Annotated in this window: 23 protein-coding genes and 1 riboswitch; of the genes, 19 read left to right on the top strand and 4 right to left on the bottom strand. The window is 43.0% G+C overall.

All coding sequences use genetic code 11. The features are described from left to right. Positions 1–38 precede the first annotated feature (38 nt). Together glmS and GC093_RS29720 are read left to right on the top strand one after the other, a co-directional pair. Positions 39–1,844: a glutamine--fructose-6-phosphate transaminase (isomerizing) gene (gene glmS, locus GC093_RS29725; RefSeq protein ID WP_171655555.1), complete on the top strand. Its 1,806-nt coding sequence runs from the start codon at positions 39–41 to the stop codon at positions 1,842–1,844. Between the two features lie 4 nt (positions 1,845–1,848). Then, positions 1,849–2,193 (top strand): helix-turn-helix domain-containing protein, encoded by a 345-nt coding sequence (locus GC093_RS29720; RefSeq protein WP_171655554.1) that lies wholly within the window; start codon positions 1,849–1,851, stop codon positions 2,191–2,193. 20 nt (positions 2,194–2,213) lie between these two features. Here GC093_RS29720 and GC093_RS29715 read toward each other — a convergent pair whose 3' ends face one another. Then, entirely contained in the window at positions 2,214–2,369 is a 156-nt protein-coding gene (locus GC093_RS29715) for an anti-repressor SinI family protein (protein ID WP_171655553.1), read from the bottom strand. Positions 2,370–2,620: 251 nt separating this feature from the next. On the opposite strand from GC093_RS29715, the gene GC093_RS29710 reads away from it, so the two are divergent. The 8 genes from GC093_RS29710 (at position 2,621) to GC093_RS29675 (ending at position 8,275) form a co-directional block, all read left to right on the top strand. Further along, on the top strand, positions 2,621–2,956 hold the full coding sequence (locus GC093_RS29710) for a helix-turn-helix domain-containing protein (protein ID WP_171655552.1): 336 nt from the start codon (positions 2,621–2,623) through the stop codon (positions 2,954–2,956). Between the two features lie 270 nt (positions 2,957–3,226). After that, a riboswitch (cyclic di-GMP riboswitch) is annotated at positions 3,227–3,311 on the top strand. Between the two features lie 38 nt (positions 3,312–3,349). Continuing rightward, a complete protein-coding gene (locus GC093_RS29705; RefSeq protein ID WP_171655551.1) occupies positions 3,350–3,535 on the top strand; it encodes an anti-repressor SinI family protein in 186 nt (61 codons plus the stop codon). A 38-nt stretch (positions 3,536–3,573) separates the two neighbouring features. Beyond that, on the top strand, positions 3,574–3,756 hold the full coding sequence (locus GC093_RS29700) for a hypothetical protein (protein ID WP_171655550.1): 183 nt from the start codon (positions 3,574–3,576) through the stop codon (positions 3,754–3,756). Positions 3,757–3,844: 88 nt separating this feature from the next. Further along, positions 3,845–4,627 (top strand): hypothetical protein, encoded by a 783-nt coding sequence (locus tag GC093_RS29695; protein WP_171655549.1) that lies wholly within the window; start codon positions 3,845–3,847, stop codon positions 4,625–4,627. Continuing rightward, positions 4,624–4,893 carry a PqqD family protein gene (locus GC093_RS29690; RefSeq protein ID WP_171655548.1) on the top strand — a complete coding sequence of 90 codons (270 nt, stop codon included), beginning with the start codon at positions 4,624–4,626 and terminating at the stop codon, positions 4,891–4,893. Before GC093_RS29695 ends, GC093_RS29690 begins: the two co-directional genes overlap by 4 nt. Further along, positions 4,883–5,338: a signal peptidase I gene (locus tag GC093_RS29685; RefSeq protein WP_171655547.1), complete on the top strand. Its 456-nt coding sequence runs from the start codon at positions 4,883–4,885 to the stop codon at positions 5,336–5,338. Before GC093_RS29690 ends, GC093_RS29685 begins: the two co-directional genes overlap by 11 nt. Positions 5,339–5,355: 17 nt before the next feature. Next, positions 5,356–7,161 (top strand): ABC transporter ATP-binding protein, encoded by a 1,806-nt coding sequence (locus GC093_RS29680; RefSeq protein ID WP_171655546.1) that lies wholly within the window; start codon positions 5,356–5,358, stop codon positions 7,159–7,161. Position 7,162: 1 nt separating this feature from the next. Continuing rightward, positions 7,163–8,275 (top strand): nucleotidyltransferase family protein, encoded by a 1,113-nt coding sequence (locus GC093_RS29675; protein ID WP_246315631.1) that lies wholly within the window; start codon positions 7,163–7,165, stop codon positions 8,273–8,275. Here GC093_RS29675 and GC093_RS29670 read toward each other — a convergent pair. After that, positions 8,253–9,083, bottom strand: coding sequence for a metallophosphoesterase (locus GC093_RS29670; RefSeq protein WP_171655544.1), 831 nt, complete (start codon positions 9,081–9,083; stop codon positions 8,253–8,255). The two genes, GC093_RS29675 and GC093_RS29670, sit on opposite strands and share 23 nt — an antisense overlap. A 188-nt stretch (positions 9,084–9,271) precedes the next feature. Between GC093_RS29670 and GC093_RS29665 the strand changes: the two genes are divergently transcribed. Both GC093_RS29665 and GC093_RS29660 read left to right on the top strand, forming a co-directional pair. Then, positions 9,272–9,913, top strand: coding sequence for a futalosine hydrolase (locus tag GC093_RS29665; protein WP_171655543.1), 642 nt, complete (start codon positions 9,272–9,274; stop codon positions 9,911–9,913). Beyond that, a complete protein-coding gene (locus tag GC093_RS29660; RefSeq protein WP_171655542.1) occupies positions 9,910–10,749 on the top strand; it encodes a 1,4-dihydroxy-6-naphtoate synthase in 840 nt (279 codons plus the stop codon). Before GC093_RS29665 ends, GC093_RS29660 begins: the two co-directional genes overlap by 4 nt. Before the next feature lie 227 nt (positions 10,750–10,976). On the opposite strand, the gene GC093_RS29655 is transcribed toward GC093_RS29660, so the two are convergent. Beyond that, positions 10,977–11,123, bottom strand: a complete 147-nt coding sequence (locus GC093_RS29655; protein WP_171655541.1) for an S-layer homology domain-containing protein — start codon at positions 11,121–11,123, stop codon at positions 10,977–10,979. Positions 11,124–11,609: 486 nt separating this feature from the next. Here GC093_RS29655 and GC093_RS29650 point away from each other — a divergent pair, with 486 nt between their 5' ends. Next, on the top strand, positions 11,610–12,404 hold the full coding sequence (locus tag GC093_RS29650; RefSeq protein WP_171655540.1) for a hypothetical protein: 795 nt from the start codon (positions 11,610–11,612) through the stop codon (positions 12,402–12,404). 69 nt (positions 12,405–12,473) lie between these two features. On the opposite strand, the gene GC093_RS29645 is transcribed toward GC093_RS29650, so the two are convergent. Beyond that, a complete protein-coding gene (locus tag GC093_RS29645) occupies positions 12,474–13,841 on the bottom strand; it encodes an MATE family efflux transporter (RefSeq protein ID WP_246315628.1) in 1,368 nt (455 codons plus the stop codon). Between the two features lie 155 nt (positions 13,842–13,996). On the opposite strand from GC093_RS29645, the gene GC093_RS29640 reads away from it, so the two are divergent. The 6 genes from GC093_RS29640 (at position 13,997) to gudD (ending at position 19,257) form a co-directional block, all read left to right on the top strand. After that, positions 13,997–14,869 carry a helix-turn-helix transcriptional regulator gene (locus GC093_RS29640; RefSeq protein WP_171655539.1) on the top strand — a complete coding sequence of 291 codons (873 nt, stop codon included), beginning with the start codon at positions 13,997–13,999 and terminating at the stop codon, positions 14,867–14,869. Positions 14,870–14,897: 28 nt separating this feature from the next. Further along, a complete protein-coding gene (locus tag GC093_RS36720) occupies positions 14,898–15,209 on the top strand; it encodes an NAD-dependent epimerase/dehydratase family protein (RefSeq protein ID WP_312886634.1) in 312 nt (103 codons plus the stop codon). A gap of 142 nt (positions 15,210–15,351) precedes the next feature. Next, positions 15,352–15,897 carry a Rossmann-fold NAD(P)-binding domain-containing protein gene (locus tag GC093_RS36715; RefSeq protein WP_312886633.1) on the top strand — a complete coding sequence of 182 codons (546 nt, stop codon included), beginning with the start codon at positions 15,352–15,354 and terminating at the stop codon, positions 15,895–15,897. 342 nt (positions 15,898–16,239) lie between these two features. Then, positions 16,240–16,923 carry a FadR/GntR family transcriptional regulator gene (locus GC093_RS29630; RefSeq protein ID WP_246315682.1) on the top strand — a complete coding sequence of 228 codons (684 nt, stop codon included), beginning with the start codon at positions 16,240–16,242 and terminating at the stop codon, positions 16,921–16,923. 30 nt (positions 16,924–16,953) lie between these two features. Beyond that, positions 16,954–17,877, top strand: a complete 924-nt coding sequence (kdgD, locus tag GC093_RS29625; RefSeq protein ID WP_171655538.1) for a 5-dehydro-4-deoxyglucarate dehydratase — start codon at positions 16,954–16,956, stop codon at positions 17,875–17,877. Positions 17,878–17,901: 24 nt separating this feature from the next. Beyond that, positions 17,902–19,257 carry a glucarate dehydratase gene (gene gudD / locus GC093_RS29620; protein WP_216624908.1) on the top strand — a complete coding sequence of 452 codons (1,356 nt, stop codon included), beginning with the start codon at positions 17,902–17,904 and terminating at the stop codon, positions 19,255–19,257. The last annotated feature ends 39 nt before the right edge of the window (positions 19,258–19,296 follow it).

The following is a 19,296-nucleotide window of genomic DNA, read 5'->3' as shown; positions in this document are numbered from 1 at the left end:
AATGAGTTTTCTACGAAAATTCTAAGGAGGAGTATAGCATGTGCGGTATCGTAGGGTACGTAGGTGATCAAGATGCTCGAGAAATACTATTAAAAGGATTAGAAAAACTGGAATACAGAGGTTACGATTCTGCTGGAATTGCCTTATTAAATAGTGAGGGGGTTCATGTATTTAAAGAAAAAGGTCGAATTGCAGCACTTCGAAATGCTGTAGACCCGAGCGCTTTCGGCCATCTAGGGATTGGTCATACAAGATGGGCAACACATGGCGAACCCAATCGCAGAAATGCACATCCTCATCAAAGCAGCGGAACGCGTTTTACGATCGTACATAACGGAGTTATTGAAAATTATAAAGAAATTAAGCAGGAATTTTTGTATGGAATCCAGTTCAATAGCGATACGGATACAGAGGTTATTGTTCAGCTAATGGAGAAGCTTGTAGAGGATAAAGGCTTGCAGGTTGAAGAAGCTTTCCGTGAAACGCTGAGCCTTCTGAAAGGCTCTTATGCAATAGCTTTAATAGACAGCCAAGATTCTGAAACCATCCTCGTAGGTAAAAATAAAAGTCCGCTGCTTATAGGTATCGGGCAAGACTTTCATGTTATTGCAAGCGATGCCATGGCAGCGCTGCAGCTTACTAACCAGTTTGTGGAGCTTATGGATGAGGAAATCGTTATCGTCCAACGCAAATCCAAAACTATTAAAAATTTGTCAGGACAAATTATTCATCGGAGCCCTTTTACTGTAAAGCTTGATGCAAGAGATATTGAAAAGGGTCCTTATCCGCATTATATGCTTAAAGAAATTGACGAACAGCCCTTTGCCATTCGAAAGCTGATAACTAAATATCAAAATGATATTGGTGAGATTGCAATAGATGAAGATATTCGCGAGGCGATGAAAGAAACGGACCGTATTTACATTATTGCGTGTGGTACAAGCTATCATGCGGGTTTAGTCGGCAAACAGCTTTTTGAGAGAATAACAAATGTTCCGGTCGAAGTACATATCGCCAGTGAGTTTTTATATAATAGACCGCTTTTATCCAGCAATCCGATATTTATCTTCATATCCCAAAGTGGGGAGACTGCAGACAGCAGAGGTGTATTAGTTGAAATCAAAAAATCAGGTTTCCGAGCTTTAGCATTAACTAATGTGCCAGGTTCAACCTTATCACGCGAGTCAGATTACACCTTAAACACTTATGCGGGACCGGAGATTGCTGTCGCTTCAACTAAAGCCTACACAGCGCAAATTGCGGTGCTAGCTATACTTGCTTCTGATTGTGCAAGGAATAGAGGAATTCAGCTGAATTTCGATCTGTTCCTAGAACTAGGCTTAGCAGCCAACGCCATGGAGATTTTGATTAATAAGAAGGAAAAAATCGAGGAAATTGTGTGGAAATATTTAAGCGTATCGCGTAACTGCTTCTTTATCGGACGAAGTGTTGACTATTATGTAGGTTTGGAGGGAGCTCTAAAATTAAAGGAGATTTCTTACATTCAAGCAGAAGGATTCGCAGGCGGAGAATTGAAGCACGGAACCATTGCATTAATAGAGGATGGAACTCCGGTTATAGCGCTTCTAACACAGCCGCAGGTTAAGGGGAATATTAGAAGCAACGTGCAGGAGGTCATGGCTCGCGGGGCTAATGTTTGCTTGATTAGTATGGAAGGAATTGAGGACAAGAACGATCAGCTCGTCATTCCGTACATTCACGAATATTTAACACCGCTTGTTTCCATTATACCGTTACAATTAATTGCATATTATGCTGCGTTGTATAGAGGCTGCGATGTTGATAAGCCAAGAAATCTCGCCAAAAGCGTTACAGTGGAGTGACCCTATGATAGGTAAAAATATATATAAAATTCGAAAACAAAGAGGATATACACTTTCTGAGCTTGCGGAGCGAACTGGCATTTCCAAGTCCTATTTAAGTAATATTGAAAGAAATCTAAAGCAGAATCCATCAATTCAAGTTGTGGAAAAAATTGCTCTGGTGTTAAAAGTGGAGCTCAAAACCTTGCTAAAGCTTGGTACAGATTTAGAAAGCAAGCAGCAGCTTGAAAAAGAATGGATCGATTTTATTTATGAAATGAAGAAAACCGGAATCGATAAAGAACGGATTCATGAATATAAGATCCTGATCGAATTTATGCAATGGTACAACGGTAAAATACAAGATTAACGATCGGAAAGCGGAGTATGCTAAGCCTTATTGCCTCCGTTTTCCTTAATCGGGCATAGCTTCAGAAATTCCCGTATTTCTTCAATCGAAATCCCCATCTTACGTGAAAGGATGATCAGTGAGGCCCACTCCATATCCAGCTTTTCTTCTATTGCTTTCTGGTAAATTAGATTCATTGTATGCCTCCAGATATATAAGGTATCCAGTAACTTAGCAGTAAAGTGTTTTAGGAATATAATACTAGTCAGCCTTCGAAAAGTATGTCACTTTTTGGGGGGTGATAATAAAAATTTTCCGCGAATAATAGTGCGTTTTTGCCCGTGTTTAAAGGGGATATTTCATACAATCGAATTGTTCGTTTGTATAATATTTGGTATAATAACGTAGCGATCAAGGCACTATCACTACGTTAAAAAGGAAGATCCTCATGATTGGTAAACGTGTAAGGCAATTGCGCAAAGAAAAAGGAATGTCTCTTTCTGAACTGGCGGAACGTGCCGGTGTTGCTAAGTCATATATCAGCAATTTAGAGCGGGATATTCAAAAAAATCCTTCCATTCTGTTTCTCGAAAAGATCGGGGCCGTTCTTTCTGTACCTGTAGACAAGCTTATAGACCAACAAGATTCACGATCAGAAGAAAATGAGCTTGATCAGGAATGGTATGAGCTCATCAAAGAAGCAATGACATCAGGCGTGGACAAGGAGCAGTTTCGTGAGTTTCTGGAACTCAACAAATGGCGCTTAAATCGACCCAAGCAATAATACTCCATTATCACGCGTATAACTCCTCTGTTTCAACCGTTGTATTCGCCTCCGATATAGATGCCGGGGAACATAAGAATTCCCCTTTACCTCACTTCTCGCCATAATCCATCACGATCCAACTTCTTAAACTGACAAAACTCCCTAAGTTCGACCTCCTTAAAGTGACACACTTTTTAATTCAATACTAGTATTATATATATAGTACCAAAATGAGTTGTAATACTAGTATTATTACAACATATAGATAATATATTTTACATAACTCATTCAGTAAAAGGGTAAACCTGTCTGAAAAGCAGGGACACAAAGTCACAGGTCTAAGGTCAATGACTATGACAGCTGGACTGCCTGATTAAGCAATTTCATTGTTTATTTAGGAGGAGTCTTAGGATGAATGTGGCAAATCTGTCGGATAATAAGGAATTGGATGAGGAGTGGATCGAACTCATTTTAGCTGCACGTAATCTTGAGCTTAGTGTTGATGAAATTCGAGCATTTTTTAAACGCCCTACCTATATGGCTGAAAATTTGGCACATGTAAAGCAGGTTTTACATCTGTCCGAATGTTCTCTATAAAGAATGAAATGTATAATTTGGATAAACGAGGTGAACTAATGGATAAGGAAACAGAAGCGCCTATGAAGAAAATATATATTCGTCCAATGGTATTGAGCCACCAGCCTGTTAGCTTCGAAACCGCCCAAAGCTGGAATAAAGGAAAAGGGAATAAAAACCATAAAGGAAACGGTAACGGTGGAATTAATTATCTGAATGACCCTAGACCCTCTAAAAAGTAAAGGGATGCTCCAATATGAGGTCAAGGGTGGTTACCTTTGATCTCTGTTAGTGCGGGATTGATTGTTCATTTATCCTAAGGAGATTGGTATGCATACATTACAATTAAGAATCGGAGAGCATTTGATTCAAGCATCAGGTGATTTACAGAACCTTATGAAAATGTTTAAAAAGAACCTTCTACCCACATCCGTTATTAACGAACAGCCTGATCTCTTTATCCATATTAAAGATGGATACGGGGTTCCTTTCGTTGACTACAGCGTGGATATGGTTAAGGAAGTAAACAGAATTTCGTTCCGAAGGGCAGATTACTTAATCGAAGCCGATTCGGATTATAAAAATGCCTATATCTATGCATACGATGACCTAGCTTTAAAGCATGCATTAATCAACTTATACAGTTCATTCATAGTCTCTAACAACTGGGGGCTGTTAATCCATTCATCTTGTGTTATGGATGGCGGGAAAGCACATATTTTTGCAGGTGAATCAGGAGCAGGGAAATCAACTGCAGCCGAGCTATCCTATCCACGAGAGCTATTGTCGGATGAAGCCACACTTGTGAAAATAACTGCGGATGAGATTACTGTGTATAATTCACCCTTTCGAAGTGAAATGGAAATGGATGAGGTCAGCCAATTAGGCTCACTTGCGAGTATAAACATTTTGTACCAAGCACCTTATAACGAAAGAGTCGCATTAAGGAAATCGAATGGATTTATTCTTCTGATGGACAAAGTGTTTTACTGGGCTCATGATGCTAAAGAAACGGGTAAAATTATAGGCTTAATGAAGCTCTTAGCTAATCGTGTACCCATATATGAACTTCATTTTCAAAAAAATGATACCTTCTGGGAGCTGATATCATGATGCCACAATATATACAGAAAAATAATTGTGAAGCTGTTGAGCTGGATGGGGAATGGATTATCCTTAATACGGAAGATTTTACCGTTACCAAATTAAATGAAATGGGCGGATTCTGTTGGTTGTTACTGAGTCAAGGCCAAAGCATCTGCTCTATGATGGAAGCCATTCACGATAAATATGAGCTTGATGGAGATAATGCTGAACAAGAAATGGAAGACTTCATGGCCGATATGATGAAATACGGATTGATTCAAGATGCTGTTTAGCAAGGAAGTTATCCAGCTTCTGACCTATACAATCACCAAGTACGGATCGATCGAGCTTCCAGCTGAAGGTAACAGTATGTTTCCATTTATTCATAAAGGAGATCTTTGCAAATTTATCCCATTCGATGACTTACAATTAAAGAAGGGGGATATCTTTTTATTCCACACCCCGACAGGACAATTGATAGCGCATCGGTACTATCAGCTTAAGCCTATCAATAATCAGCTTTATTACATATTTAAGGGCGATACTAATCTAGGATTTGATGAACCTGTTAATAAGGAGCAGATCCTAGGTAAACTGATTCATATTCGAAAGAACAAAGCACAAATCTTCGTTACCGATCCACAAGCCTACGTATGGGGCAAGCTGATCCTTACATTCCCGGTTGTATCAGGCCTATTAAGGAAATATTTGAGTTTTAAAGAAAGCAGACTAACCTAAGTCTCTGGAGCGACCCTATGAGTGCAAGAATTCGAAGCCATCTGCTCGTTATTAGACAGTATTTTTCTATGCATGATATCCAAAAAGCCTTCTCCGTATTGCTGCCGTATATTGCCGGGCAATGGAAGGCTTATTTGGGTCTTTTTGTATGTGTACTTATCGATATTTGCCTTACATTGTCGTTTGCTTGGTTTTTAGGCGACGTCACAGATTCAGTGGTTCAAGGTCAATTATATCGTTTGAAAGGGTTGATTCCACTTGGAGCAGCCCTCATTATTTTGAGCATTATTTCAACTTATACCGATATTTATTTGGAATCTGTTGCGGTAAATGCAGTGAAGCGGGAATTGAAAACCAATCTATATAAACATATATTGCTTCTCCCTGCAAAGAATGTTTCCAGCTTTCATTCTGGACAATTGCTTTCTAGCTTTACGAATGATATTCATAGCATCGATGGAGTAATAGGAAGAAGCCTGGTGGATCTAATAAAATTACCTTTAATATCAATCGCTGTTTTTATTTATTTGGTACAAATCAGTTGGGAGCTATCTTTGATCAGTCTGCTTATTGCTCCAATAGCGATTCTTTGCGGTGCTGTATTCGGTCTCATGCTGCGTCGCAATAGCTCTTCTATTTTTAATTTGGCAGGAAGCATGAATAGTTTGCTTAATGAAACCTTTCAGGGACTCTTTGTTATTCGTGCTTTTACTCTAGAGCAATTGTTTCATAAAAAATTCAGCAGCCAAAACCGAGAGCTGTACTCATTAGAGCTAAAGGATGCAAAGATTCGAGGATGGTTTCATGCAGGTGGAGACGGTATCGGCACCATGGTATTTCTGACTTGCCTTTGCATGGGGGCTTACCTCGTTTCTAACGATGTAATATCGGTAGGCGCATTATTATCATTCGTGAATCTTACCAACCATTTGGTATATCCGTTAACAGGGCTTGCGGCATTGTGGGCAGGGTTTCAAAGATCCGTATCAGCTGTTGAAAGAATTTCCAGAGTTTTGGAGCAGCCGGTCCAATCAACGGATCTACCCAAAAACCTCATACCCCAACCGTTCATTAAATCCATTCAATTTCATAACATCACATTCAGCTATGATGGACAGTTACACAACTTGTTTGAGCATTTGAATCTGAATATTCCGGCTGGAAAAGTGACTGCCGTAGTTGGAGCGAGCGGTGCGGGGAAATCGACCTTGTTTAATCTGCTTCAGGGGTTTTATAAACCACAGTCTGGAGTCATTCTAGTTGATGATAAATCCACGGAGGAGCTTTCTGACTCTCAATTAAGGAGTTACTTTGCTCATGTACCTCAGGAAACATTTCTATTCGACGGTACTGTTATGGACAACTTATTAGTAGCCAGGCGTGGTATTACAAGGTCGGAAATGGTGCAAGCGGCAGCGATAGCCAATATCCATTCCTTTATCCAATCGCTTCCGGATGGCTATGAAACGGAAATTGGAGAAAGAGGAATTCGATTATCTGGAGGGCAAAAGCAGCGAATAGCCATTGCGCGAGCCATTTTGAAAAATGCCCCCATCCTTTTGTTAGATGAGGCCACTTCAGCATTGGACAATGAAACAGAATACCAGGTTAAAGAGGCGTTAGATCATCTTATGATAAATCGTACAACGCTTGTCATTGCACATCGACTTTCGACGGTGCAGAATGCGGATTGGATCATTGTTTTGGATAAGGGCAGGATTGTACAGACAGGGCATCATGATGAATTAATCGCAAAGCAAGGGGTATATCGGAATTTATACGACAGCTTATTGAGGAAGGGAATGACAGGTGTTGGTCGTTAATTTGATACAAGCTTTATATGATCCATTGCGTCCTTTACCTCAACCCAATGACAGGGCATTCTATGAACAGGCTTTAGTGGAGATCCATTCTTTTGAAATAGCGTCTCAAGTATATTATTTACTCAAGCAAAGGGGACAATTGGAACAAACCCCTCTTTTCTTTCAAAGGTCTCTTGAGCAAAAATTTACGGAAGTGTTATATCAAAATATGTTCATAAAAAATCAGACCGTTCAAATTATGGAGAAGTTTGATGAGTCCGAAATTCAGATGATTCCCCTTAAAGGAGTCTTATTTGCTGAAACCTACTTTGGTCATATCGGAGCAAGATGGACTTCGGATATTGATCTGTTAATAAAGCCATCGGATCTGGAGCGAGCGATACTTGCTGTGAAATCATTAGGGTATACCATTGAGGAAGAGTGTGTGGCCTCTCACTTTCATTGGAGCTTCAGTAAAAGAATCCCCGGGTCTTTAATACCTCTGACGGTTGAGCTGCATTGGGACTTACTGAAAGCGAACACTTCACAGTTCAATGTTAATGAGCTGTGGGATCAGGCAGCCCGCTTAGAGCCCTATAGGTTTATTCAGCAATTGTCTGAGTTCCATACGTTTTATATGATTTGTCTTCATGGGTGGAGACATAATATGAGTTCCTTAAAGTATTTTATAGATATTATTCAGTTAATCTATTATTTAAAAGATAGAGTAGCTTATATGCGATTGTTCGAGATAGCAGCTGCCCATAAAACCTACAAACGAATAAGCAGGACATTAAGTATCGTTTATCGTGAATTTCCACAGCTCGAAAAAATTGTAAGTCTTCCGATTGAACAAAAATCCAATTTGTGGTGGGATTACAACGCCATACGGGATTCAAATAGCCGTTCCTTTAAGCACTACCTAAATTGCTTGGTGTTCCATTTAATGGATTTTGATGCTTGGAAACATGGTCTTGTTGGAGTAATCGAATGGATGTTACCTTCAAAAGCGGCCATTGGCTACGAATTAGGGAGACATGATAAGGGGAATTTGCTGCTTCTTGATTATTTGAGGCTTTATAAGAAGAGAGTCTTGAACTTGATTCGTACTATTAGGATAAATAAAACACTGTAATCTCTGGTCTGCAGAAAAAGCGTATAGGCAGATTGGTGGTGCCAATCCCCCGATTCACATATAGAGGCATCTTATTCTCCCCGACAACATACAAGCCATCCTCATATTGTTCCGCCATTTTATTGCTGATAAGCGGCCCGTAGAAAGGCAAACGAATTTGACCGCCATGAGAATGCCCGGAAAATTGAGCGCTAATATTGTAGGTGCAGCTCACTTCTGCTATATCAGGCTCGTGTGCGAGAAAGAGAACGCAATCCTGACTGGATAATTCTTGAACCGCCTTGTCAATACTGTATTCGCCATACATGACATCATCTATTCCGGCTATATATAATCGCTGTCCATCAGACTCTATAAAGCTGTACTGATTAATTAATAAATTAAATTGTGATTTGTCTAGGGTCTTGATTACTTTAGCTCTAGTCATATAATCATGATTGCCTAGAACAGCCCATTTCCCCCCACGGGGGGCACTTAGCTCCTGCAGTAGAGGAAGGGCGAGCTCAGGCGATTCGTTGGTATTCACGAGGTCCCCAGTAAAAAATAAGATATCGGGCTTTAAACGGTTAATTATGGTTACAACACGGCGAAACTCTTCAACTCCATAATGAAAGCCGAAGTGGACATCGCTGAATTGAACAATTTTCCAATTTTTGAAATTTTCAGGTAGGTTTCGAACTTTAAGATGAACTTCTTTCGTTTGATACCAGAATCGTTCTCCAATGAAGGGATAGGCTCCAACCATTCCTATACCCATCATGCTTAATCCTAGTTTCATTCCTTTTCTTAGAAAGGAACGACGATTCATCAGGTTTGGGGTGGTCATTAGGAGCTCCCTTCATTGTGATTAGATAGGAAAATTGTACCAAATAATTAAAGATTGATCAAACTTGATGAACTAGACTTGAATGGATAGGCCGCTGTATAACTTGGATATTGTAGATGATTAATTTATAATAGGAAGAATGGGTCTGAAGGCTAGAGGGGGCATTGGGAATGCGTGTACTTGTAATGACCGCTGTTGAAGTCGAGCGAGAGGCTGTAAGGCGGGGGCTTAATGGCGATAGCAGGTTTGATGTAAAGCTGGCGGGTGTCGGTCCCATAGCGGCGGCAGTCCATACTGCAACGGTGTTGGCGGCCGCAGACTACGATTTGGTGGTAAGTGCTGGGATTGGAGGCGGCTTTGTTGGACAAGCAGAGGTAGGTTCCCTCGTTGTAGCTAATGAGATTATCGCCGCTGACCTGGGAGTCCAGACGCTGGAGGGCTTCTCAAGCTTGGACGAGATGGGCTTTGGTTCTACCCGAGTCCAAGTAAGCTCCAATCTAGCAGCTCGTCTAACGGATGCGATGCACACTGCAGGTCTTCAGGTTCATATTGGCCCGGTAATTACAGTATCGACCGCTACGGGGACGGCGGCTACCGCTTCGGAGCTTGCCGCACGAGTGCCTGGAGCAGCTGCGGAAGCGATGGAAGGCTATGGTGTTGCTTCAGCAGCACATAGTCGAGGAATACCGGTCTTGGAAATTCGCGCTATCTCGAACGCAGTTGGTCCTCGGGACAGAGATGCATGGCGTATCGGAGATGCTTTGAAGGCGTTAGAAGCAGCAAGCTCAGTAATAGTGGAGGTGTTAGTATGAATATTGCTTTTTCTCCTTGCCCTAATGACACATTTGTTTTTGATGCTTGGGTACATGGGAAGATACCTGGTGCACCTAAGCTCAATGTTCGATATGCGGACATCGATATTACGAACAATTTGGCCACGGGCTCCGAGGGGCTTGATGTGATGAAGATTTCCTACGCAGCTTTGCCGTGGGTGCTGTCTGAATACGCACTGCTGCCATGCGGCGGAGCCTTGGGCAGAGGCTGTGGACCGTTGGTTCTGACAGCAAGTGAAGAGGCTGCGACTAAGGGGCCAGCAGTGTTAACAGGCCGCAGGGTTGCTGTACCTAGTGAGCGCTCAACTGCTTACTTGCTGTTTCGTCTGTGGGCTGCCCAGAACGTTCCGGGCGGTGTGGGAGAGATTATTATTATGCCGTTTCATGAGATTATGCCGGCAGTGCGCGATGGTTTAGTGGATGCCGGGTTAGTCATTCACGAGGCGCGCTTTACCTATCCTACTTACGGACTAACGATGCTGACCGATTTGGGCAGCTGGTGGGAGGCAGATACGAACCTGCCGATTCCGCTTGGTGCGATCATCGCTCGCAGATCATTGGATCTGACAGCGATTACCGGATGGATACGATCATCTGTTGAATATGCCTGGGCACATCCGGAGGAGTCGAGGGAGTACGTGCTGAGCCATTCGCAGGAGCTTGCTCCGGAAGTTGCGCAAGCGCATATCGACCTTTATGTAAATGAGTTTACTGCCGATTTGGGAGAAGCGGGATATGCTGCTATAGCTGCTTTGCTTAGCCGTGCTGCCCAAGAAGGACTGGTACCGCCGATAGATCCTGCAGCATTGCGTTAGCAGGAGCAATGGCAAGGCACATGATAGTATTATTTGTTCGAAAAGCCCGCCTCCCTATGGATTTCTTGGGAGGCGGGCTTTTCCTTGATTTCTTATGAATGATTTTTCACCGGAATTATCCATTTCCAGCCGAACGGAACATATGTTCTCTTTTTTATTTCGCTGAACATACGATAGAAAACCTGACTACCATCACTTGAAGCGATGGCTGTCAGGCAGTAAATTGGTTACTTCTGTACAGCGCTCTGAAGGGCCATAATAAGTGAGACCGCTTCTGCGCGAGTCGCGTTTTCGTTAGGGGCAAACAAGTTGTTGTCCCGTCCGCTAATAATTCCTTGCTTAAGCATAGCTACAATGAAAGCGATATGTTGCATGAGTACAAGTCAATTCGATTGCAATTTGCTCTAAAAGCGGTAAAACCATGAATGGACGTTCATTCCTCCCTTCTGGTAAAGCAAAGCCACAGAAATACAAGATATGTAGATAATGATAATCATTATCAGTAGTGGTGTAAAAAAATTCTGCGGCCAGAGGCTGCTTCTTCAAGAAAGCCACCCCGACTTCAGAATGTCGATAATGTGTGCACCAACTACCGACACACCTATCTTAAATTTGGATTCTAAATTTTGTCAATCCCAAATTTATACATTTTTCAAGCGGAATTTCCTCAAAAATTGTAAAAAACCCTTTGAATTTCTTGGAAAATAATTGATAATTATTATCATTTACAGCTTAAAAAATTTTGGTGAATACATGTTATTAGCATTTCTTATTTGACAATCTTGATGTGAGTGATTATCATTATCAAGTAAAGTTTACGAATTTTATTCATTTTTTTATGTGAAGGAGAAGGCCATTTCATGAACATAACGGAACACCGCTCATGGGCGTCCGCTTATCGAATCTTCTTTTCAGAAAAAACGGAAGGGATTACATTTTCACAGAAGGATCTGGATCAAGATTCGGCACTGCTTCTTTTTCTAAATGAATTTGCGAATGACCTACAATCGCCGGCGTTGCAGGTAACAGGCTCGCTGTTTATCAAGCGTTACTGTTCTCTTATAGTAGGGGCTATGTATGGATATATCCGAAACCGAGAAGCTATAGATTTGACGCCAAATGGCGTGACTTTGGTTTGGAAGGATAAAACGTTACAATTTGTTATCGACTCCTTGGAGTCGCCGTCTTTCCTAAGCGGATTGACTGAAGAAGAACAGAAAGAACGCTATTTCGATCATGTCTTTGCTGATCAAGCAGAAACTATGCTGCGGCGTGTGGCTCAGCTAACTGGGATAGACATAGACACGCTGTGGGGAACCTTATCTTATTCTCTAGCTTATTGGATTCAGGAATGGCTGAAGAGCAGTTCCTTATCCGAAGCAGAACGTAAGCGAATCGAGGATGATTATTCGGAGATCTTAGGCACCTTTCGTCAGGAAAGGTTTCCAAATATGCTAACTAACCCCGTTACAGGTGGTTTTCGAAGTGTAGACAATCCATTGGATACTCACAAACCGATTTCCGTTCGTTCCAAGTGCTGTTTATATTACTGCTTACCATCTAGCAGCAAGTATTGTTATACTTGCCCGCGAATTACAGATGAGAAGCGCATTGAATACTATGGCGAAATTCATGAGATCAGGACTACTAATTAATGGGATGTCTATAATAAAAATACAAATGCTGCTCCGGTTTTGAGGGGCAGCATTTGTTGATTATTTACTTTATGACATAAGAGCAGCTTGTTCCGATTGCAATCTGACAGCTGATTTGACCATAAACCTTTTGGCTCTCCAACGAACAAGCACAAGCAACCCACGCAATAACTCATCGGCAATCATCGCTGCATAAATACCATGTAAGCCCCAGCCTAATTGAATTCCCAAATAATATGAACCGCCAACTGCAACTAACCACATAATAATGAAACCGACAATCATTACGTAACGGGTATCGCCAACGGCCGTCAGAGCATTGACAATGGCCATATTTACCATTTTGGCAGGCTGCAGCAGCAGATTGATGGCTAGAAGCGATACACCAAGCATGATAATTTCAGGATCGTCAGTGAATAGGCGAATGGCTTCTTCTCCAAACCAGTAAAGCAGTAATGCATTAGCTTGAACAAGCACAAGCCCGATCCAGATTACTTGGTAAGCACATCGGTACGCAGCTTGATGATCACCGGACCCATAGAGATGAGCGATTCGTATTTGTCCTGCCAGCGCTATGGAGAAACCGATTAGGAAACAAAAGGATTCCATAGTATTCATGTACGTCCGGGCACTTAATTCCTTCGAGCCTATCATAGCTATAAGGGCAAAGATGACGAGCTGGGTGAAGCACCAAGACGACATACTGACACCCAGCGGCCAGCTAATTTTCAATGTTTCTTTAAATAAAGGCCGGTTAAACAAACGGAAATCCTTCCACTCAATACGTTGATTGAAGCAACCGCAGAATACAGCGATCATCATAACGGCACCCAATAAACGGCTTATTGTAGTAGACCAGGCAACCCCTTCGAGCCCCAATGGAGGAATGCCAAAAGCGCCATAAATAACTACATAGTTCATCCCGATATGGATAATATTCATTCCAATTGCGATATACATAGGACTTCTTGTATTGCCCGTGTTACGGATAACCGTCCCTAGTCCCGCCATAGCAGCCATAAATATCATACCTCCACCAACGATGGAAATATACGTTTCTCCCATGGGCTGCAGTTCTGCCGGAAGCTGCAGCATACTGGCAATTGGCCCTGCTCCAAAGTAGAGCAGCACACTTAACAGAGCTCCGAGTCCTAAGCAAAGCTTAGCTCCAATAATACCAATGAGCCTTCCTTCCGCTTCTTTCTTAGCCCCGAGTCTTTGGGCTACAAGGATGCCTGCACCGCTGGCAACGGCCATAAACAGAATGTTAACTGCTGCAAACAATTGACTGGATATGCCAATTACCCCTACAGCGTCATCAGAGATATGGCTTACCATCAAGGTATCCGCAGTTCCTAGTAGGAACTGTAAAAACATTTCGAGAAAGACCGGCCACGCAAGCATCCATAGGGACATTCCCCGCTCTTTTCCCAACATATAAATTCCTCCACTCTCATGCTGTATATATTCTCACTTTATCTTAAAGACCAAACTGGTCATTTCACATTATAAACGTTATACTGATTTCGAAGTATAAGTTTCTGAACCAAAACTTTCATTATTCCAACTTCGTGAGATCGGAGGTGGGCGGCTTGTCTATACTTCAATTTACCGCACCGCCATTACCGCATTATATAGCTGGGGGATTATCAACCTTTCATGTCGGCAAGAAGCATTTAAATCGCAGAAACATTGGTGTATTCGATTTACTGGTCGTTACGCAAGGCTGCTTGTACATCGGAGAGGAAGACAGACAATATGAGGTTTCAGCAGGTCATGCCCTAATTCTTAGGCCTGACAGGCACCATTACCCCACTGAAGGATGCCGGACTGTTACAGAAAGCTTCTGGCTCCACTTTAACGCGGGCGGGAAATGGGGAAGCTCGGAGCATGCTGTAGATGTACCGCAAGTTGACTACACGGCTCATAATGAATTAACGGTGCAGACTTTTACGATGCAAATTCCTCAATATGTACGCCTTCAACAGCCGGCTTCGGTTTACGAGAACTTAAAGCAATTAACAGAATTGGAACTTGAGTCGCATAACAACTGGGCACGTTGGAAGCATCAATTGATTTTTCAACAAATACTTGAACTGCTCAATGCATCGCTTGATCTTCCTACCGTTCTTCCCGGGGCCAATGTTGCAGACCAGGCAGCCGCATATTTGCGCACCCGCTACAAGGAAGAAATTAAGGCGCAGATGCTGGGGGAAGTATTGAATTTCCATCCCGTTTACATTGCTCGCTGCATGCAAAAGGAATTCGGCTGCTCTCCCTTCGAGTATTTAATGAGGTACCGTTTGGAGCAAGCTAAGCTGCTCCTCCTGCAAACTGATTTGCCTGTAGCACGAATCGCTGAGAACGTCGGCTTTCATCAGCCATCTTATTTCAGCTCGAGCTTCGTCAAATATGAAAGTCTTACCCCGCGGGATTACCGGAGGCGATTTCGGATAATGAAGTAAAGCAACAGCTGCGTTAGCTGTAATCTAAATGAGAGAGTGGTGGGTCGTGATGAAGGTTTTATTCATTGGAGGAACCGGGTTAATTAGTCAAGCTGTTTCAAAGCTGGCAGTGGAGCAAGGAATCGAATTATATCTATTGAATCGGGGGCAGAGAAATGATTATGTACCCGAGGGAGCGAATATCATTACAGGGGACATCAGAGATACCTCTGCTGTTGCCGAAGCGCTTGCTAATTATGAATTTGATTCTGTAGTGGACTGGATCTCTTTTACTCCAGAGCAGGTTAAAGCGAATATCGAGCTTCTGAAAGGAAAAAGAAGCCGCCCACTCATTATTTGATTACCGAGTCTACACCATTAGCTAATCCATATTGGCAGTACTCACGAGATAAAATTGCATGTGAGAATCTACTGATGGATGAATATCGGAAGGATGGTTTCCCCGAACAATTGTGCGTCCCTCCCTCACGTATGGAGATACAATGATCCCAGCTGGATTAAATAGCTGGAATCATCCTTGGTCTTTGGTAGACCGAATGCGTAATGGGAAGAAAATTATCATTCATGGAGATGGAACAGCTTTATGGACGATGACTCATAATTCGGATTTTGCCAAAGGGATAGTCGGGCTTATTGGACATCATCAATCAATCGGACACGCATTTCATATTACGTCGGATGAAGTGTTAGATTGGAATCAAATCTATCGAGCGATTGGAGCAGCAGCAGGTGTAGAGCCCAATATCGTACACATTGCTACAGATTTTATTACTGCGATCTCTCCTGAGAGCAGTGGCGGTTTACTAGGCGATAAAGCAGTAAGCAGCGTGTTCGATAACAGTAAGATCAAACGGTTCGTTCCCGGTTTTGCAGCAACTGTACCTTTTCATCAGGGTATCAAACAGACCGTTAAATGGTTTGAGGCACATCCCGAGAAATGCACGATTGATCAGAGCTGGAATGATTTGATGGACCGTATCCTTATGGCTAATGATGCAGGTGCTGCAAGGGCGAATAGCAATAATTAAAGCCGACTATGGCCAACAAAGAACCATCCGAAAAATAATCGGACGGTTCTTTGTTAAATATTTGGGGTGAACGAAGCTTACAGCAAGTATATAGTAGATAATTTTGGTGCGGACTTAGTTTACCTTGGCAAAGCGCTCGTCCTCCAATGACTGCGTGGCCGGTTAATCTTGACATAATAAGCTTTGAATTCCAATAACAACAGGCAAACTGACGCAAACCAGGTTAAACTATTTTCAAATTGACGAACAATTTTATTTGTCTTACAATATGATCTATGGAATTTAAATGAAGTGACACTAAATGAGGTTATGAATGTGGAAGTCAATAATAAGCAATTAAAAATGAAAACGGTTAAACGCCAAACGATGTCGAAGCAGGTGGTTGATCAAATTATTGAGCTGCTGACAAGTCGTCAGCTGAACCCAGGAGACAAGTTGCCGACAGAAAGCGAGCTTACTGACCTGTTGTTCGTAAGCAGGCCTGTGCTCAGGGAAGCGCTCAGCTCTTTGGAGACGATGGGAATCATTCAACGGAAAACGCGGGAGGGCACTTATTTTGCCAATAAGATCGGCAGTAAGCCTTTCTCCATAATGCTGGCATTATCAGCTGGGGACATTCCTTCTGTTATGGAAGCCCGGATGGCTTTGGAGCTGGGATTAGTAACTATGGCTGCTGAGAAAATAACGGACAACCAGTTGGCTGCGTTGGAAGCGCTTTTACAAACGATGTCCTCGAGCAAAGAGGATTATCTGGACATTGATAGGGAGTTCCATAGAACGATTGCATACAGCGCCAATAATCCGATTCTTGAAGGAAGTATTGATCCTTTACTGAGCATGTTTGATGAAACTTTAAATCAGATTGCTTTAACGGACAGGGATCACGCGGTTACTCTTCAGGAGCACCAAAATATTTTCGAAGCGCTTAAAAAGAGAGAGCCGATTGCAGCGTACACTAGCATGTACATTCACCTAAACCATGTGCGTGAGAAGGTTATGAAAAAGCTCAATGAGAACCGAATTTAAAAAATAAAAAGTTGAAAGGCGGCACAATTAATGAACAGTATCGCGAGAAAAGCACCTGTAGGTATATTGGGGTTCCCAGTAGCTCCTATGGACCAGAATGGAAGGCTGGTTGTCAGCGCTTTGGAGAAAAATATTCAGTTTCTTATCGATGAAGGGCTATCCTCCATTTTTATAGCTTGTGGGTCGGGAGAGTTTCACGCGCTTTCTAACATTGAATACCAAACTATGGTTGAAACTGCAATCTCTGTGGCCAAAGGTAAAGTGCCTGTGTATACCGGAGTAGGTGGGAACATCAGCCATGCGCTGGAATTGACGAAGCTGTCGAAAGAGCTAGGAGCGAACGGCTACTTAATTCTTCCTCCATATTTGATCGAGCCGGAGCAGGAAGGCCTATGCAACTACTTGAGCACCATTATCGAAAGCACCGATTTGAACGCAATTGTTTACCAGCGCGATAACTGTGTGTTAACACTGCCAACGCTTCAAAAATTGGTGGAGAATCCTCAGCTTGTAGGCTTTAAAGACGGCCTCGGCAATATGGATACGAATATTGAGCTGACGCAAACCATTGGTGATCGCTTGGGCTGGTTAAACGGAATGCCAATGGCTGAGGTAACGATGCCAGCTTATGTCAATATGGGCTTTACTTCCTATTCATCCGCGATATCGAACTACATACCTCATATTTCGGCAACGTTCTACCAAGCATTGCTTAGTCAAAACAAGTCATTATTGAATGAACTTTATCTGAATGTTATCTTACCAATTAACCGTATTCGGAGACAAAAGAAGGGTTACGCTGTAGCTTTAATTAAAGCAGGGATGGAAATCGTCGGATTGCCTGTTGGAACGCAAGTTCGAGCACCGATTGTTCAGGTGGAGAAGGATCACTATCAGCAAATGGAGCAAATTATAAAGGTCGCATTTGATAAGTTTCCGAAGGACAAGAAATAAGAATTGTCGGAGAGGGGGATAACAATGAATCATTCAATGGACAAAGAAAATGCAACAGCTTCACCTCTAATAACCGAAATGCTGGTCATTCCAGTTGCCGGCCATGATAGTATGCTGCTCAACCTTAGCGGGGCGCATGGCCCTTTTTTCACTCGAAACGTCGTCATTCTTAAAGATAATGCAGGTCACACGGGGGTAGGCGAGGTTCCTGGAGGAGAAGGCATACGTCAGACGCTGGAGGATGCTAGAAGCTTAGTTATAGGGCAATCCATAGGTAACTACAATAATATCCTTAATACAGTGCGTCAGCGTTTTAATGACAGGGATACAGGCGGACGCGGATTGCAAACATTCGACTTGAGGATTACGATTCATGCGGTCACAGCCCTTGAAGCCTCATTATTGGATTTGCTTGGGCAGTTTCTTAATGTGCCAGTAGCAGCGCTGCTGGGCACAGGGCAGCAGCGCAGTGCGGTGGAGATGCTAGGTTATCTGTTCTACATTGGTGACGGGAACAAGACGGATCTCCCGTATCTCAGCGCTCAGGATGCGTCGGATGACTGGTCCCGTTTGCGCCACGAGGAAGCGCTTACAACAGAGTCGATCGTGCGTCTGGCTGAAGCGGCGCATGAACGTTATGGCTTTAATGATTTTAAGCTCAAGGGCGGCGTGCTGCGAGGCGCTGAGGAGATCGAGGCTGTGACTGCACTCGCTGAACGCTTCCCACAAGCGCGGATTACATTGGATCCCAACGGAGCATGGTCTCTGGAAGAAGCAATTAGCCTATGCCGCAATCAGCATCATGTTCTCGCTTATGCAGAGGATCCTTGCGGGGCTGAGAAAGGGTACTCCGGCCGTGAGGTAATGGCAGAATTCCGGCGTGCGACCGGGCTTCTAACGGCGACCAATATGATCGCCACCGATTGGCGCGAGATGGGGCATACCATCCAGTTGAATGCGGTGGATATACCACTCGCCGATCCGCATTTCTGGACGATGCAGGGCTCGGTTCGAGTAGCTCAGATGTGCAATGATTGGGGACTGACCTGGGGCTCGCATTCCAACAATCATTTTGACATTTCGCTAGCGATGTTTACCCATGTTGCCGCTGCTGCCCCAGGTAAAATTACAGCTATCGACACCCACTGGATTTGGCAGGATGGCCAACGCTTGACTAAAGAGCCGCTGCAAATTGTCGGCGGAATGGTTACCGTGCCTGATAAGCCGGGACTTGGCATCGAAGTAGATATGGAACAGCTTGAGAAGGCACACCAGCTGTACAAGGAAAAGGGATTGGGAGCGCGTAATGATGCAGACGCGATGCAGTACTTGATTTCAGGCTGGAAGTTCGATAACAAGCGTCCTTGTCTAGTGCGCTAAAAAGAAGACTGGAATGTTGAAATTAACATTCCAGTCTTC

The sequence above is a fragment of the Paenibacillus foliorum genome (genome assembly GCF_013141765.1).
Classification (GTDB): domain Bacteria; phylum Bacillota; class Bacilli; order Paenibacillales; family NBRC-103111; genus Paenibacillus_S; species Paenibacillus_S foliorum.
Note: the sequence above shows the minus strand (reverse complement) of the source record. Positions and strands in the feature narration are given on the sequence as shown.